Annotated in this window: 16 protein-coding genes; 8 read left to right on the forward strand and 8 right to left on the reverse strand. The window is 41.7% G+C overall.

Going from position 1 to position 16,295, the window contains the following annotated elements; genetic code table 11:
- Window positions 1-224: 224 nt before the first annotated feature.
- Both K1M91_RS12595 and K1M91_RS12600 read right to left on the reverse strand, forming a co-directional pair.
- A complete protein-coding gene (locus K1M91_RS12595; protein ID WP_232802122.1) occupies window positions 225-590 on the reverse strand; it encodes an STAS/SEC14 domain-containing protein in 366 nt (121 codons plus the stop codon).
- 86 nt (window positions 591-676) lie between these two features.
- Complete coding sequence (locus K1M91_RS12600; RefSeq protein WP_232802123.1) at window positions 677-2,602, reverse strand: RecQ family ATP-dependent DNA helicase; 1,926 nt, start codon at window positions 2,600-2,602, stop codon at window positions 677-679.
- Window positions 2,603-2,758: 156 nt separating this feature from the next.
- Between K1M91_RS12600 and K1M91_RS12605 the strand changes: the two genes are divergently transcribed.
- The 4 genes from K1M91_RS12605 to K1M91_RS12620 all read left to right on the forward strand — a co-directional run bounded on the left by K1M91_RS12605 (window position 2,759) and on the right by K1M91_RS12620 (window position 8,385).
- Window positions 2,759-3,310 carry a PadR family transcriptional regulator gene (locus K1M91_RS12605; protein WP_232802124.1) on the forward strand — a complete coding sequence of 184 codons (552 nt, stop codon included), beginning with the start codon at window positions 2,759-2,761 and terminating at the stop codon, window positions 3,308-3,310.
- A gap of 247 nt (window positions 3,311-3,557) precedes the next feature.
- Complete coding sequence (locus K1M91_RS12610) at window positions 3,558-4,355, forward strand: M48 family metallopeptidase (protein ID WP_232802125.1); 798 nt, start codon at window positions 3,558-3,560, stop codon at window positions 4,353-4,355.
- Window positions 4,356-4,470: 115 nt separating this feature from the next.
- Window positions 4,471-7,710, forward strand: a complete 3,240-nt coding sequence (locus K1M91_RS12615; protein ID WP_232802126.1) for an SNF2-related protein — start codon at window positions 4,471-4,473, stop codon at window positions 7,708-7,710.
- 69 nt (window positions 7,711-7,779) lie between these two features.
- Entirely contained in the window at window positions 7,780-8,385 is a 606-nt protein-coding gene (locus K1M91_RS12620; RefSeq protein ID WP_232802127.1) for an HAD family hydrolase, read from the forward strand.
- A gap of 166 nt (window positions 8,386-8,551) precedes the next feature.
- On the opposite strand, the gene K1M91_RS12625 is transcribed toward K1M91_RS12620, so the two are convergent.
- A complete protein-coding gene (locus tag K1M91_RS12625; RefSeq protein WP_232802128.1) occupies window positions 8,552-9,346 on the reverse strand; it encodes a tetratricopeptide repeat protein in 795 nt (264 codons plus the stop codon).
- Between the two features lie 425 nt (window positions 9,347-9,771).
- Complete coding sequence (locus tag K1M91_RS12630; RefSeq protein ID WP_232802129.1) at window positions 9,772-10,083, reverse strand: DUF496 family protein; 312 nt, start codon at window positions 10,081-10,083, stop codon at window positions 9,772-9,774.
- A gap of 1,101 nt (window positions 10,084-11,184) precedes the next feature.
- Between K1M91_RS12630 and K1M91_RS21260 the strand changes: the two genes are divergently transcribed.
- The 3 genes from K1M91_RS21260 (at window position 11,185) to K1M91_RS12645 (ending at window position 13,137) form a co-directional block, all read left to right on the forward strand.
- Window positions 11,185-11,685 (forward strand): MarR family transcriptional regulator, encoded by a 501-nt coding sequence (locus tag K1M91_RS21260; RefSeq protein ID WP_232802130.1) that lies wholly within the window; start codon window positions 11,185-11,187, stop codon window positions 11,683-11,685.
- Between the two features lie 122 nt (window positions 11,686-11,807).
- Window positions 11,808-12,251, forward strand: coding sequence for a methylated-DNA--[protein]-cysteine S-methyltransferase (locus K1M91_RS12640; RefSeq protein ID WP_232802131.1), 444 nt, complete (start codon window positions 11,808-11,810; stop codon window positions 12,249-12,251).
- A 211-nt stretch (window positions 12,252-12,462) separates the two neighbouring features.
- Window positions 12,463-13,137, forward strand: a complete 675-nt coding sequence (locus tag K1M91_RS12645) for a MaoC family dehydratase (RefSeq protein WP_232802132.1) — start codon at window positions 12,463-12,465, stop codon at window positions 13,135-13,137.
- Window positions 13,138-13,186: 49 nt separating this feature from the next.
- Here the strand turns inward: K1M91_RS12645 and K1M91_RS12650 are convergent, their stop codons facing one another.
- Genes K1M91_RS12650 through K1M91_RS12665 form a run of 4 tightly spaced genes read right to left on the reverse strand, consistent with a single transcriptional unit; the run spans window position 13,187 to window position 15,482 of the window.
- Window positions 13,187-13,636, reverse strand: coding sequence for a DoxX family protein (locus tag K1M91_RS12650; protein ID WP_232802133.1), 450 nt, complete (start codon window positions 13,634-13,636; stop codon window positions 13,187-13,189).
- Window positions 13,629-14,405, reverse strand: coding sequence for a DNA-binding domain-containing protein (locus K1M91_RS12655; RefSeq protein WP_232802134.1), 777 nt, complete (start codon window positions 14,403-14,405; stop codon window positions 13,629-13,631). The genes K1M91_RS12650 and K1M91_RS12655 overlap by 8 nt, the downstream gene beginning before the upstream one ends.
- The gene (locus K1M91_RS12660; RefSeq protein WP_232802135.1) at window positions 14,398-15,222 is read right to left on the reverse strand and encodes a DUF692 domain-containing protein; all 825 of its coding nucleotides are present in this window, start codon (window positions 15,220-15,222) and stop codon (window positions 14,398-14,400) included. The genes K1M91_RS12655 and K1M91_RS12660 overlap by 8 nt, the downstream gene beginning before the upstream one ends.
- Entirely contained in the window at window positions 15,222-15,482 is a 261-nt protein-coding gene (locus K1M91_RS12665; protein WP_232802136.1) for a DUF2282 domain-containing protein, read from the reverse strand. The genes K1M91_RS12660 and K1M91_RS12665 overlap by 1 nt, the downstream gene beginning before the upstream one ends.
- 283 nt (window positions 15,483-15,765) lie before the next feature.
- On the opposite strand from K1M91_RS12665, the gene mioC reads away from it, so the two are divergent.
- On the forward strand, window positions 15,766-16,218 hold the full coding sequence (gene mioC, locus K1M91_RS12670; protein WP_232802137.1) for an FMN-binding protein MioC: 453 nt from the start codon (window positions 15,766-15,768) through the stop codon (window positions 16,216-16,218).
- Window positions 16,219-16,295 lie beyond the last annotated feature (77 nt).

The following is a 16,295-nucleotide window of genomic DNA, read 5'->3' on the forward strand; positions in this document are numbered from 1 at the left end:
CCACTTTTCCCATCCTGATCTATGATGGAAGTCATCTTGGGAAGTAAGAATTTGACCATAAATTGTAATTTGGTCCCCAAGACGTCGCGCGAGGCCAGCTATTATGGGAAACTTCACTTTCTGTATCGGTAAATAAAACGCTACCCGAATAGTCTACAACTCAGTTTAAGCCCGTATCCCCTAAAGGCTTATCCTGAGTTTTAGTCAATCTAGCCGCCTATGTATTATTGTTCGAGCCAAGCCTCTGCAGCCGCCATATCTTCTAAACTAAAGCCCTTAATGTCTATATGAGGGATAACCGCTCCTTCAAACTCACTGACTTTCTTTACCCAGTCCTTGTCGGTGAGCACCGCAATACGGCGAAACTGCTTCATCAGTGTAAACAACTCTGATAAACGCGACATCTCTACCGCCATCGCCCCTATGGTAGGAATATTAAATGCCGCAATTCGATAGAGCATGCTACCCGCACTGATACCTTCACTTTTTGCGATTAGTTCATCTAACACTAATTTCATTGCTTCGCTGTCCAACTTGCCTGAAACCTCAAGATCAAGACGAGCATCATTCACACGCGTAACTTTAAACATGGTGATCTCCTATGCCGTTCCGGTTCAATAATTTGCAATAACGAATCAAGCATGACACATGCTACTTCGCTCATCCAAGATTCAGTTTAATTATATTGCGCTATTAGGCCTTTCACTTGATTAAATGGCACCCGCTCTAGTTGAGCGAAGCCTGCCATTTTTCGGCCTTTAATTTTGGTTAGTACAGGTGTAGCCATACCACATAAAAACCGAGCTTGAGCCTCAATACTGGCAGCATATCCCATCGCGGTTTCATAACTTTGTTGAAAAGGTGATAACCAAGTACTTAACTGCTCTGAGGAAGGCATAGGTACCGCCGCAGCTGCAGGTAATTGTGCCACTTGACCACGACATACCGAGCAATGACCGCAGCGATCAGGTGCTTGATGATCGGCAAAATAACCCGCTAACCGATGGCTTAAACATTGCTCAGACTCAAAAAAACCAATCAGCTGGCTAATACGATTAATTTCAGCCTGTTCTTTATTAATGAATAATTGGTGTAATTCGTTGGCTAAATTAGGTTGTGAGTGTGGCGGTTGCTGTATTCGATAAACGTCGGTCATCAATTTACTTTCTAACTGAATCATGCCTTTTTCATGTAGATAATCGAGCGCTGCAATAACACGCGTGCGTGCTTGACCATGTTGTTGCCACATTTGCTCAAGATCCGGAGTACACCAAATTTTTGCTTGAACAGACGAACTTAAAATTTGTTGCACAAATACTTGCCGCTCGCCCTGAAAGGCTTGCACTATGGCGTTTTTATCCCATAGATACTTAAACTTATACTCGGCAAAATAACTGTATGCGGGGCGCAGTATGCCTCGCATTTCTAAATAAACCAGTAAGGTTTTCAACGGCAGTTGACGAATGTTGGTTTGGTTAGACAAACGTGTCAACACCACTTCCCACTCAGCAGACCCTTGGCTAATTTCATCCAGGATAGCTTGGATCGCTCGTTGATCAGGCGTGTCACCGTAAACAAAGTTTTCCAACAAAGTTAAACTGGATTTATTGGCTAGCACGACACATTGTGACGCTAAACCATCACGCCCAGCTCGGCCAATTTCTTGGCTGTAGTTTTCGATCGACTTAGGCAAATCAAAATGAATCACACGGCGAATATCGGCTTTATCTATCCCCATTCCAAAGGCGATGGTCGCCACAATACAAGTGTAGCTACCGGCCATAAAGTCGGCTTGAATTTGCTGTCGTCTATCTGATTCCATCCCTGCATGATAAGCCTGTGCATTTATGCCCTGTCGTTGTAGTTGCGCAGCCACTTCTTCCGCGGTGTGCTGCAAAGTGACATAGACAATGCTCGGTAATAAAGGCTCAGCCGCTAACAGTTGCTGTAACTGAACCATACGCGCAGCTGGTTCCGTTGCCATCACTGCGAGATCTAAGTTACCACGGTAAAAACCGGTCACCACTATGTGCTGGCTATTGATTGCAAATTTTGCCTGCATATCTTGAATCACCGGCTCGGTTGCGGTGGCTGTCAACAAAAGCACCTGTGGAATACTTAGCTGCTTTTGATACTGCGCCAACTTTAAATAGTCGGGTCTAAAATTGTGTCCCCACTCAGAAATACAATGAGCCTCATCGACCACCATTAACGCAATGGGCACTTGTTCAATAAAGCGCATAAATCTTTCATTTTTTAATCGCTCTACTGAAATCATCAGTATTTTGATCTGACCGTTACGCACCCCCTGCATCACCTGCTGTACTTGCTCAAAACTTTGGCTGGAATCGATCGAGGCCGCAGCAATGCCACGCTGTTGTAAAAAGTCGAGCTGATCTTTAATCAGTGCCAGTAAAGGAGAAATAACTAAAGTGAGGTTGGGTAACAAGGTTGCGGGTAACTGATAACAAAGAGATTTACCAGAGCCCGTTGGAAATATTGCAGCCGCTGAGTGACCTTGCATAATCGCGTTAATAACCTGGTCTTGCCCAGGCCTAAGTTGCTCGAAACCAAAATGTTGCTTCAGGGCGCTATGTAGCATAATCATTCCAAATAGTGTTATTAACCTCAGTGTACTTGATTCCCGCTGACCTCCCAAATACATGCATATTCACTATCAGAAATTAAAGTCCATCCTCGAACTAATACTGTTAATTAGTTAATATGAATAGGTCAAATAACGGATAAAGAACGAGCCATGAGCTTAAAATATGTATTGTTAATTACCTTACAAAAAGGCGATATGACCGGGTACGAACTTGCTAAAGAGTACGATGAAAAGTCGGCAAATTTTTGGCAAGCTAGCCACCAGCAAATCTACCGTGAACTAAAAAAAATGGCTGATGAAGATCTAATCAGCTGTATTGAACAAGCCCAGCAAGGAAAACCCGATAAAAAAATTTACAGCGTCACCCCTACGGGTCAACAGGCCTTAGAGCATTGGCTAAGTAAGCCCACGTCGGAGCGCTTATTAAACTCACCTTTCTTGGCAAAATTTATGGCGGGAGAATGCGCCAATGCCAGTGCAATTTTAAGTGATTTAAAAAGATTGGTGGAAGAGCACCAGGCAACTTTAAATATGTATTTAGCGTTTCAAACCGACTTTCCAGATATGAAATACCTGAGCAAAGGCGAAAAACTTGCGTATTTAAGCCTTAAACGCGGTATCGCGATGGAACAAGCTTGGCTTGGTTGGGCCAATGATGTTATTCCAGAGATCCAAGCTTTAGCCCAGCAAGAACAAGCTTAATCACCGCAACCCCAATCAACCTAAGGTGTTCAATTTCAGCAAAGGTATAGGCCAGGTATTGACGACGGCTAGCTAATGGCTTTGCATTAATCCGTGTATTACACGCGCTCTGGAGCATGTACCTTCAAGTTAATTGGGTATACTCCCTTACCATCACCTAATATTAACGATTGCAGAACCAACTAGAGCTATAGGCTCTGGCGGAGTATGATGTAGGGCTCGTTTGATGGGTTACAGGATAGAAGCCATGACCAATATATTTAGCTTTTCTTTTTTCAAAACCAGCCTGCTTTGTGCAAGTCTGGCACTTGCTGGCTGCTCCACCTCGCCCACAGGCCGTGGCCAAGTGATTATGTTTTCTGACACAGAGATGACACAGCTCGGAACGCAATCATTTGAGGAAATGAAAAAACAAGAAAAGATCAGTCTAGATAAAAAGACTAACCAATACGTAGCCTGTGTCACCAATGCCATTACTAAACAATTGCCACCTCAAAATAGCTTTCAGCATTGGGAAGTAGTGGTGTTTGACAGCAAACAAGTGAACGCTTTTGCCCTGCCAGGTGGAAAGATTGGCGTCTATACTGGCTTACTAAAAGTTGCCGAAAATCAAGATCAACTAGCAACGGTGATCGGACATGAAATTGCTCATGTATTAGCTAACCACAGTAATGAACGCCTATCTCAAAGCCAAATCACTAACCTTGGCTTACAACTATCCAGCGCCGCTTTAAGTGGTAGCGAATATCATAGTATGGCAATGGCTGGGCTAGGCTTAGGCGCGCAAGTCGGCATTTTGTTACCTTATGGCCGTACACAAGAATCAGAGTCGGATATTTTAGGCTTAGAGTTAATGGCAAAAGCCGGTTTTAACCCGAATGAAAGTATTAAGTTATGGCAAAATATGGCTAAAGCTGCAGACGGCGCGCAACCACCAGAGTTACTTTCAACTCACCCATCTCATAGCACTCGAATTAAAGACCTACAAAATAAAATAAACAAATTGCCTAAATATCAAACAAATAAGCCAAACTGTAAGGCTTAGAGTTGAGGGTGGCAGCAGTTAATCATGACTTTTGCCACCCTCATCAAGATACATTTCCCACCCGAGAGCCAAAAAGCGATATAATCGGGCCCATTTCCTGCGATAAATGAAAGTGATGCTCAGTACCATGTTGGATTATTCGGAAAAAGATATACGTAACAGCTTCGGCGGCCCTACCTTTGATCGAGGGCTTAAAGTATTCACAGAAGGCATGGTACAAAAATGCAAATACAGCCCTGAGCTAGACAAGCTTATTGGTAGCCTAACAGGTAGCGATAAAGAAACCAGCTACAGCACCAATGTAGAAGTAAAAGCCAGTAACCAGCCCGGAAAATTGATCATCCGTAGCCAATGCTCTTGCCCTGTTGGTTGGAACTGTAAGCATGCGGTTGCACTATTACTCGCTTATCAAAAACAACTCGAGCCTGCCGATCCTTACCAATTATGGTTTAGCCAACTGCCTCAGCACTTACAACAAAGCCAAGCCAGCAGCCCAAATGCAACGGCAAAAGAAAAGGCAATTTATTGTTTATCAAACAATAAAGATGGAATGATTCAAGTAGAAGTTGGCGCAGCAAAAACCCTTAAAGATGGCAGTTTTGGCGCATTCAGTAGTAAACGATTAGAAGAGTTAGTGAATGATTACTCTTGGTCTGACTCGTGGTTAACTGACTTCGATAAAAACTTAGTGCGGCTGTTACTGCTCAAAGAAACGGATAAGTACAATCTAAAAAGCACGGTAATTATCACCGAAAATGACGAGTTAGCCTTAAAGCGCATGCTCAAGTCCGGGCGTTGTTTTTGGGAAAGCACAGCCTCGCCATTACTATTAGGCAACAGTGCCAAGCTGACTTTAAGCTGGAATAAACAAGATCAGCATCAACTCAGCATCGAGCTAGAGGGTATTGATGAGCAATGGCAGCTTCTACCTACGCCTAGCCCTTGGTATTTAATTCCTAGTTCGCTGGTGGCAGGCCCCATTGAAACAGAACTAGAAGGCAGTTTCTTACAGGCATTACAAGCATTACCACCATTAGGTGAGCAACAAGCAACCCACTTCACTCAAGAGCTGTTAATCAACTTTACTGAAGACGCGATCCCAGCACCGATTCAATTACCGAAAGTTGAAGTTGATGCTCCCCTCGTACCAATGTTAACGGTAAAGAAAGGCAGCTTAGAAAATGGCCAAGCCGCGCTTATTGCTGAATTCTGGTTCGCCTATGGCGAAGTTCGTCTTTGCCCAAATGTGATCCACCTTGAGCGCCAAACACGCTTTACCATTCATGGCAACAGTTATCACATTAAACGGGAACTAGAGCAAGAACAGCAAGCTTGGCAACAATATCAACGTTTACAATTAAAACCCGCTAATGAACACCTGCTGCAAGGTCGTTTAGACAAGCAAGTACTACAAGGTTTTCTATACAGTAACAGCAAAATTAGCCAAGAAGAACTTTGGCTAGGTTTTAATCTGTTACATGGTGAGCGCCTTAAACAGCAAGGCTGGCAGGTTGAGTTTGATAAAAGTATCGACTTAACTGCACAGCAAGTTCAAGGCATGAACATTGAAATAGAAGAAAATAGTCAATGGTTTGATGTCGGCTTAACCATCGAAGTAGAAGGCCGTAGTTTACCTTTACTACCAATGTTACTGGAGTGGATCCAACGCCATACTGATTGGAAGTCGCAAAAAGGCGATCTAATTTTACCGCAAAAAAATGGCGCCATGCTGACCATTAAGCGTAGCTCTATTGAGCCAATTCTGGCTATTTTGGAAGAGCTCACCAATCAAGATAACTTAACCTTACGCTTACCTAACACCCACGCAGGGCTATTAGCACAACTACCAGATATTAATAATTGGGTAGGCGGTGAACATGTGAAAAAACTGGCGCAAAAGCTCGCTAATTTTTCCGGTATTCAAGCTATCCCACCTTCACCTAATTTAAAAGCTGAGCTTCGTAGCTACCAACAGGACGGCCTAAACTGGCTTAACTTCTTATTTGATTACGGCTTTGGCGGTATCCTAGCGGATGACATGGGTCTAGGTAAAACAGTGCAAGCACTAGCCTATCTGCAGCACCGCAAAGACATAGGTAAACTCACTAAACCAGCTTTAGTTATTTGTCCTACCAGCTTAGTGGGTAACTGGGAAGCAGAAGCGAAAAAATTTACGCCGGATCTAACCACACTAAAACTGCACGGGCCAGAGCGTAAACAACTATTTAGCGAAATAAACAATCACGACATCATCATCTCCACTTATCCACTAATGGTACGAGACAGTGAAGAGTTAGACCAATTTGAGTTCAGTGAATTGATCTTAGATGAAGCGCAAGTGATCAAAAACCCAACCGCAAAAATGACACAAACGGTGAAAAAACTTAATTCAGATCACCGTTTATGTTTAACCGGTACACCGATGGAGAATCACCTTGGTGAACTATGGTCTATATATGATTTCCTGATGCCCGGGTTTTTAGGTGGCCTAAGCGCCTTTAATAAGCACTACCGTACGCCAATAGAAAAAGAAGGCGATTTCCAAACCAAACAATGGCTGAAACAAAAAGTATCGCCATTTCTCTTGCGTCGCACTAAAGATCAAGTAGCGAAAGAGCTACCACCGAAGACAGAAATCACCCATCTCATTGAAATGCCGCCAGAGCAACGTACTTTATACGAAAGTATTCGCGTTACCATGGAGTCTCGCGTGCAAGGCTTATTGGCGAGCAAGGGCATGGCACGCAGTCGTATTGAATTTTTAGATGCCCTGCTAAAAATGCGTCAGGCTTGTTGTGACCCGAAATTGGTTAAATTAGAAGAAGCACAAAAAATTAACCAATCAGCAAAATTAGACTTCTTAATGGATATAGTGCCAGAAATGCTTGAAGAAGGTCGCCGCATTTTGATTTTCTCGCAATTTGCACAAATGCTGGCGCTCATTGAAAATAAGTTTAAAGATGCCAACATTCCTTACGCTAAACTAACTGGACAAACGCAAAAACGTTCAGACGTAATAAACTCATTCCAAAATGGCGATGTACCGGTATTTTTAATCTCACTAAAAGCTGGCGGCGTTGGTTTAAACTTAACCGCAGCGGATACCGTTATTCATTACGATCCGTGGTGGAATCCAGCCGCAGAAAATCAAGCAACAGACCGAGCTTATCGTATCGGTCAAGACAAGCCGGTGTTTGTTTATAAACTAATTTGTGAAAAAACAGTTGAAGAGCGAGTGCTACAATTGCAACAACAGAAACAACAACTTGCAGATGCAGTATACGGAGATAAAGAGGCTGAACATCAAGTGCTGACCGATAGTGATCAGTTACTTAAGCTATTTGAATCGATGTAACCATCTAGCACATAGATAAGCGTATTGTTGCCAATACGCTTATCGGCTCAAACCTAATAAGGTGGAAAAATGGATTTCACGAAAATTAAAGGGGTTATTTTTGATTTAGATGGCACCCTAGTGGATTCGAAGCTCGACTTTGACTTACTCAGAGCTGAGCTTAACTTTCCTGAGCAGTCGCCACTCCTCGAACATCTCGCCACCTTAACCTGCCACCAGCAAATATCCCATGCCGAGCAATGTATTTATGATCATGAAATGGTCGGCGCCCATGCTGCTGAAGCGATCGAAGGCGTAGCAGAGCTACTGCTCACCTTGCGGCAATTAGGTATCCCCACCGCCGTGCTCACGCGTAATATGCGCGATGCCAGCCTTTATGTACTGGAAAAATTCAAGCTGGACATTCCGCTTGTGTTAACACGGGAGGATTGTCGAGCTAAACCTGATCCAGAAGGCATATTGAAAATTGCCCAGCAATGGCAGCTTTCACCACAAGAAATTGTTTATATTGGTGATTTTTGGTTTGATATAGAAGTAGCTAAAAATGCCAACACTTGGTCGTGCTTGTATGATCCTGAGCTAAGTAAAGAATACCGCCATCATGCCGACTGGGTATATCAGCACGTTACAGAATTAACCCAAGCATTTCGTCAGTCGCATTTAGTGAATAGCTAAAAATACTGTTTAAGCTTAACGCAGCTAAATAAAGTATGTTTTACGGCAAAATTTCGTTTTCAGGGACGAAAACGCAAAGCTTATAAGGACATATTCACAGCGTTTTTGCAGGAAAATATACGATGTCCGCTTATCCAAGATTCGGGTTAGTTAGCGCCGTGCAGAACTAAGGCAGCAACTTACGCCACCAAACACTGGCTTTCAAGATGCTTTTCTGAAGTTGTTCGCCAGCAGCCGTCGGTTTAAATTGTAATGATTTTTTATTGTAAGCGAGGGCCTTTTTATATTCGCCTAACTCAAAATAAACTTCGCTCATATGATGATAAAGCGCGGCATCACTAGAGCTAGCAGATATTAACTGCTCGTAAAAACCGGCTGCTTGTTGCCAAAGCTTTTGCTGTTGGGCTATAAGCCCCATTTGCCAGATCACTTGCTCCCAACGTCGAGAACTATGGGCACATTCTTCAGCGCGTTTACCCCAAATAGCCACTTGTGCCAAATCTCCCATCGCAGCCCAATAATTAAGTGCGCTACGGCATGCCCAATAATCTTCAGGATTAACTTTAATCAGCTCTTTCAGCTTACTTGAGGCGAGTTCCATTTGCTCACCGCGCACCAGAAAATCAATTTCTATGGCACGAACGGCTGGAATACTATCATTAACCAATTTAGCAGCTTCAATCCAGTGAGATATCGCAGCAGCGACTTCTTCACTCATACTTTTTTCAGCTTTGCTTGCTGCCAGTAATACCGCCGCGGCACCCGCTTGACCATAGCAGCCATTAGGCATCACAATAAATTGATTCATTGCGCGATATAAGGTTTCAGGATCGCTGCGATAACCATCCAGTAAATCCAAACTAGCTTGAAAGTCTCTATTCAGAACTTGGGTCCAAGTCTGCGTCGTCGGCCAATCGGCATTTTGCGCAATGCGCTCTAATATTACAAAAGTGGAATCCATCCTAACGACGCTCCTAGTATGAATGTAGTCCTCGCTTCCTTAGCAAATAGCCAAGGATAACTTTCACTATACGCGCAAGTTTCACTGCGGCTAGAGTAAGTATAAGGAATAAATAATAAAGTCATGTTGGCTAGTTAAAATTTTTATTGCCAAATAAAGATGAGAGAGCATCTAAAAAATTACCAGCGGGATTTTAGCTCAAACCAGCGCATATTCCAATTTGCAAGTACAACTATGTACTTTAACATTTAAGCGCTTTATTTAAGTACTTTGTGGCAGCGATGAAACTCAACCAAGACTAGTGCGACAGATCCCGCCCCTTAAGACTAGATGAATCTAAGAGAAAAGTAAGCTTAGTAGTTGTTTATGTTTTAAAACGAAAAAAAGCCCTGTACGGGCTTCAAATAGGGTGTCAGCAATAACAATTATTTTTTCGCGTTTTGCGTTAAACCACGAGAGAATTCTTGGATTTTCTTATTGATATCGCGACGCTCTTTGGACAATTCCGCCCCTTTGATAATATGGTCATCAACACGGTCTTCATAATCCGCTTTCATATTTTCAACAATGGCAACAATTTCAGCTTGAGTCATATCACTGCGGATATAATCGAGAAGATTATCCAACAAATCAACACGCTTACGGTTATCGCGAACCTTGCTCTCATTATCAATAATTTCACGCTTTAACTTGTTTTTGCGACGTGCATTTTTTACCAATTCTAATACGTTACTCATTTTTTACCTCATCAAACTGAAAACGGCTAACCAACACCTAAGTACATTACGGGAAGATTTGCGCCAGCTATTAAACCACAGTTAGCCTAAACTCATATAGTGACCAAATCAATATTTAGCGGTTTCAATCTGGTTCATCTTCTTGACTCAAAGCTGCAGCTTAGGCATGTGGCTACAGAGCAGAAGCCTGAATATCCCACTTTCGTAAGCCTTATCCATATTCGACCATTTATTCGCTCAACCTCACATCCTATATAATATTAATCAAATGTCTTGGTTTTCCTATATAGCTATTAATTATACATCCACTAGACTTAATTCATCTAAGTGATGAGTTTAAACTTAACTGATTGCTGTGAGTTCAAGTACTACTTCCTTTTTAGCCGGCCTCCCAGCCGGCTTTTTTTGTGCCATTTTTAGCTTTAACATAAGCAAAATCAGCCCGATTTGTAGACTATCTAGTTGCAAAGCAGTAAAGCATGCAACTTCGCAAATCCAAAATTCGGCTTAACTAAATTTGCTTATAAACGGAAAATCCATTGTCGCCCGTTAGGCCAAATACGAGCAGCAAGCAAGCCAAAGGCTACAACTATTTTTTTACCCAGCAACAAAAATCCTTAGTAACAGAGTAAGGCAGCATAAGCGAGGTAAAAAAATAGGGAGAGCAGACAAACTGATGGCCCATTAGCTGGTGAGGCTCCCACTGAGTGCGTAACACGCCAACCAAAATCAACTTGCCTGCTCAAAATGATTAACTCAGATAATTAGTTTTTATCGAATTTAAAAATTAAGTTTCAGATTAAATGATAAAACAGACCAATCACACATAATAAAAAACGATAAAATCAATAATATGAATTAAAGAATCATATAAATCTATAAAAACATTCTAAAAACACTAATCAATTATTAAAAATCAACCATAAAATCTATCAAAACAAGTTATTAAGCATTTCCCTCTAAAGATATAAGGATATGATATATATGACAAAAACAATCAAAGCAACAAGCTATGCTTCGTGAGTAGATCACCTATTCTACTCATTATATTTGTTCGAAACTAGTTTTCTAGAAAGCTAGTTATATATAAAGGTGACTAATGTGAGTAAAGTATTATTATCCTCGACCGAGGAAATAATCGATAAGATGAAACAAAACTGGTTTATTTCAGATGCCAGTGAAATAGCAGTGAAAATACATCGGCTACATCATTTTTATTTGGAAGAATTAAACTCAGTAATACAACCAAGCCAACTAACCGTCGCTGAATTTAACGTATTAATGTCCCTAAGACGCGAATCGGCACCGCAACAGCTAACGCCAAAAAATATTGCTAAATATCTTTTATTTAGTTCTGGGGGGTTAACTAAGATCATCAACAAACTCATTAGCAAAGGCTTAATTGTCGACGCCCCTAACCCACAAGATCAACGCTCCAAAACCCTTCTATTAACCCATGAGGGATGCTCACTGGTAGAGTCTTTATACTATGATTTGAACCAAGTGAGAGAACAAAACGTTAGCGTATTGTCTGTAGATGAAATGCTGGAGTTAAACAGACTACTAAGCAAAATAATCAAAAAAAAATCAACCATATATTGATTTCAATCATGTCTGGCAAAATACTTAACTTAAAATGCTATTTAACTAGATGCTATTATGTCGTTTTGATTGAGGAATAGGCTGTGTTTTATACTCGTTTCAATACACCTCAGGGTGAGATGTTGGCCTTTAGTGAAGCAGACCAGCTCACAGGACTCTACTTTAGCAATCAAAAGAAACAACCCTACCTCCCCTCATACCAATTTATAACGTTAGATGCCGCTCCCCCACTATTTAAAGAAACAGACAGACAAGTTAATGCGTATTTTAATCTCGCCTTAAGACAATTCGATCTTCCTCTGCATGCCAAAGGAAGTGAATTTCAACAGCAAGTATGGCAGCAGCTGAAAAACATCCCCTACGGTGAAACGGTAACTTATAAATGGATGGCCGATCAGCTAAAAAAACCCAAGGCTGTTCGTGCTATCGCCCAGGCAATAGGCAAAAACCCTTTGATATTGTGTAACCCTTGCCATCGAGTTATTGCGGCATCTGGAAAATTGGCAGGATATTCTGCTGGTATTGAAAAAAAAGCCTTTTTATTGCACCTTGAATCATCAAACTAAAACAAAATAATACTTTCTTCGGTTTTGTATTATAATAATGGACTATTTGCTGCTATCTAGCAGCACTGCGCCAGTAATTAATAGCAAAAAAATAGCAACCTATCGCTTAAGTTGTGGTCTTAGATTTAATGTTTCGTTTTTAGTAAATTAAGAACATACTAAATTTAGCTATTTATGTCTCAATACACACCAATCTAAACAGGATAAAACAATGAAAGTGGTTGATTTTCTTAAACAAAAAAAAGAAATTCTGGCACAAAACCCGTTTGAACTAAAAGACTGGTTATCGCCCACTATTCGTGACTATTGGATCGAGTTTCTCAATAAAGCTCATAATAACCAATTAGCTAACTGGGCAAGAGAACATCAACTGATTTCTAACTCTAACAGCGTTGCGACAAAAGAAGTTGAATTGCACCCTAAGGCCGAAGCCGTGCTTGAAGATTTATCGCAACAACTGGGTGAGGAAATACACGTTGGGCCTTGGTTTGATATTACTCAGCAAACCATCGATGAATTTGCCAAGGTGACGCAAGATTACCAATGGATCCACACAGATCCCAGCCGTGCTGAAGAGCAGTCGCCTTTTAAATCCACAATCGCCCATGGCTTTTTAACACTCTCTCTACTACCTGTATTAACAGAAAGTGTCGACAGTGATAATCCTCGTTATCCTACGGCGAAAATGACAGTGAATTACGGCCTGAATCAGGTGCGTTTTCCTTACCCCGTAAAAGTGGGTAGCCGTATTCGCGCCCGAACACGCTTATGCAAGGTTAATCCCATTAAGCGTGGCTTAGAGCTAGTAAAAGAGATTTCAGTAGAGATAGAAGGATGTAGACGCCCTGCTTGTGTTACTGAGTCAGTGGTTAGACTCTACTTCTAACACAATACAACAAGCCTGTTCATTGCCATTGAGCAGGCTTGCTCATCCTTTAGCCCTTATCACACCATTTTCTACGTAACCACGTATCAACAGCAATGGGTCCTGCTCCCCAAACCACATTGATTAAAATCATTAATCCCCATAGTTGATGGTCATAAAAGCCGCCATCCCACAGTACGGGATAAGACACCACAGCAATAATATTAAACACGAATAACACTGCCGCCATCGGCCTAGTTAACAAGCCTAAAACAAGAAATACTGGTAAGATCAGCTCAGCCGCCGTGCCTAAATATGCCGCCCAGAGCCAAGGGATAATCGGCACCTGATATTCCGACTCAAACAAATATAACGTACTGTCCCAACTATTAAACTTCAGCAACCCCGAGCGAAAAAAGACCCAAGCTACCCACAAGCGAGTTGACAATAAAAGCAAAGGCACAAAATAAGCCAACATTGCAGACACTGCTTTATCATAAGTATCGATCAATTTATTCATATTCATTCTCCAGACAACTAAATCGGTTAAGTACCCCTTGAGCAATGTAGGTTTGAACATAATGGCTAGGATCAATTCCCAATTGCTCCGCTATATTTGCTAGGGTAAGCCCTTGAGTACACCCTAAAAGAAACTGATAATCAGCTTCGTCTAATGGCTGCAAGCTAACTGTAAAATCAGGCTGCTTTTGCAATAAAACGTAACTAGGCATGTTTAAGTTGATGGCTTCAAATTGGTCTTGCTGCGCCATTTGATAAAGGGGATAAATAGCTTCTGATGCCCCACATAAGGAGAATTGAGGTGCTAAGTGAAACCTTATAAATGAATATTGTGTGGCAGGGAGCGCCGATAAATCGGCAAATGGAAACGGCTCGAATACCATTTCAGCCGACGCGGTTTGCTCTATCACCCACTCTAATTGCGCAATGCTGGCAACGTAAGGCAATGACGCTGATAGCGGTAATTCCGCTAACCAAGAGGCAAATCCTTCACCATAATCGATAATGTTTCCTGATTGCGGCGGGTTAGACAACACCCATTGCCTCGCCACACTGGTAAAGAAGTCCTCACCAACAAGCTTATGTGTCACAGGAAAGCTAGCTTGTAATGCATCACAACAAGAGATGACAAAGTTATTGCGGTAAAGTTGAATCACTTGCTCTGCCGAAAATAGGCCACCCGAAACATGCTGTTCAATATCTGAGGCCTGATAACGCAACGCCGCCCCAAATTCAGTTTGGAGCTGACTGAGTATCATTGACTTATCCATAAGCAAGGGCCTTTTGTTGCTCTTCAAGCAACACAGATAACGGCGGAATGTCAGTATCCCACTCAATTAATGTTGCCACTGCTGGATTTGCTTCAAGGTAGTTTTGGTACAAACCCCAAACCGGATCGCTGACGCGACTACCGTGAGTATCAATTAAGATCTCACCTTCAGATAAAACTTTACGGGTGAACCCAGCAAGATGAATTTCTTGCACCGCAGCGGTATTAATCTCTGCTAAATATTCACTGCAACGAAAGCCTAAATTCATCGAGCTAACATAAATATTATTTAAATCAATCAATAAGCCACACCCTGTTTGATCGACAAGCCTATTCAACAATTCCCACTCGGGCATCACTGACTGATTAAATCGCAAATAAGACGATGGGTTTTCAATCAAGATCTGACGACCTAAAACGTGCTGAACTTGCTCAACACGAATCGAGAAATGATTGAGTAGTTCCTGTGTATAAGGTAGGGGTAACAGATCATTAAAGAACTGTCCGTTAATGGATCCCCAACTCAGGTGTTCAGAAATCAGCACCGGTTGGCAGTGATCAACAAGATCTTTTAATTGTGCTAAATGTGAAGCACTTAAGGGATCCGTACTGCCTAAAGATAGGCCAATACCATGACAAGATATGGGGTATTGCTGCATCAATTGATCCAGGAAATAACGACTTTGACCATGTGGATTAAAATAGTTTTCACTGTGAACTTCTAGAAACGCAAGATCAGGCTTGCTTTCAAGGATCGATTTAAAGTGCGGATGGCGTAGGCCAATGCCTACCCCGCCCGTTAATTTGGCCAAAGACATTATTCTTTAGGCTCTAAGCTACCACCCGCTAATTTTTCACACAGCCCTTTAGGAACAGCAATAAAAGCATCACCTTGGTTATCAACTTTTGACGTACCAGCACAAGAGCTAGACTTAGTTGCACAATCATTTTGTCCTGCTTTGGCAACGCCGTAGCATTTCTCTTTTTCTGCCGCCATTGCGGGTGAGCTAATCATTGTTGCGCCCAGTGCTAACACACCTGAAATAGCTGAAGCTAATGCGATATTAGATTTTTTCATTTTGATACCCTGTTAATAGAATTAAGTAAAAAATAGTAATGAGTAACAGTGCGCCATACTCTATTAACAGAACCGGATCAGGCTGATATATCTTTCAAAAAACATTGATAAAATCTCAACCATTTGTTTTATATGTAAAATATATTTATTCATACCTTATTATCACTTCCATAGAAAATAGGGCTCAAGCAGAGGGGTGGTATGGATATCAGTCAAACATATATTTAAATATTAAGACTAAATATAATGGTCAATATAACTAATCTCTGGCAAAGGAATCTAGATGACCACTATCCACCTTATTGTAGGTACAACGATGGGCGCTTCTGAATATATAGCTGATGCACTCATTCCTTATATAGAAGAAGCCGGTTTTGCACACCAAATCCATAACCCAGCCGACCTAACCTCGCTACCAATAGATCAAAAACAAATATGGTTAGTCGTCACCTCTACTCATGGCGCAGGCGATTATCCAGAATCAATACAAAACTTTGCGCATCAATTAATAGAACAAAAACCGCAATTAAGAGGCCTCCGTTACGGCGTCATTGCGCTAGGTGACTCAAGCTACGATACTTTTTGTGAAGCAGGCTTAAAAATGGATTCACAGTTACAAGATCTTGGCGCAGTACAAACGGGAGCCCCCCTAAAGATCGATATTCAGGAATTCCCAATACCGGAAGATGCCGCTGAAGCATGGATCCCTAGTTGGTTAGAAAAAATCAATCCGTAGCTAGGGTCTGTTGATCTTTGCTGTATAGATTTTGTTCAGCAGTACATAGGCAGCCACATTATAGCAAACGCCAGTGA

The organism is Motilimonas sp. E26 (assembly GCF_021278025.1).
Lineage (GTDB): Bacteria > Pseudomonadota > Gammaproteobacteria > Enterobacterales > CBDFNC01 > Motilimonas.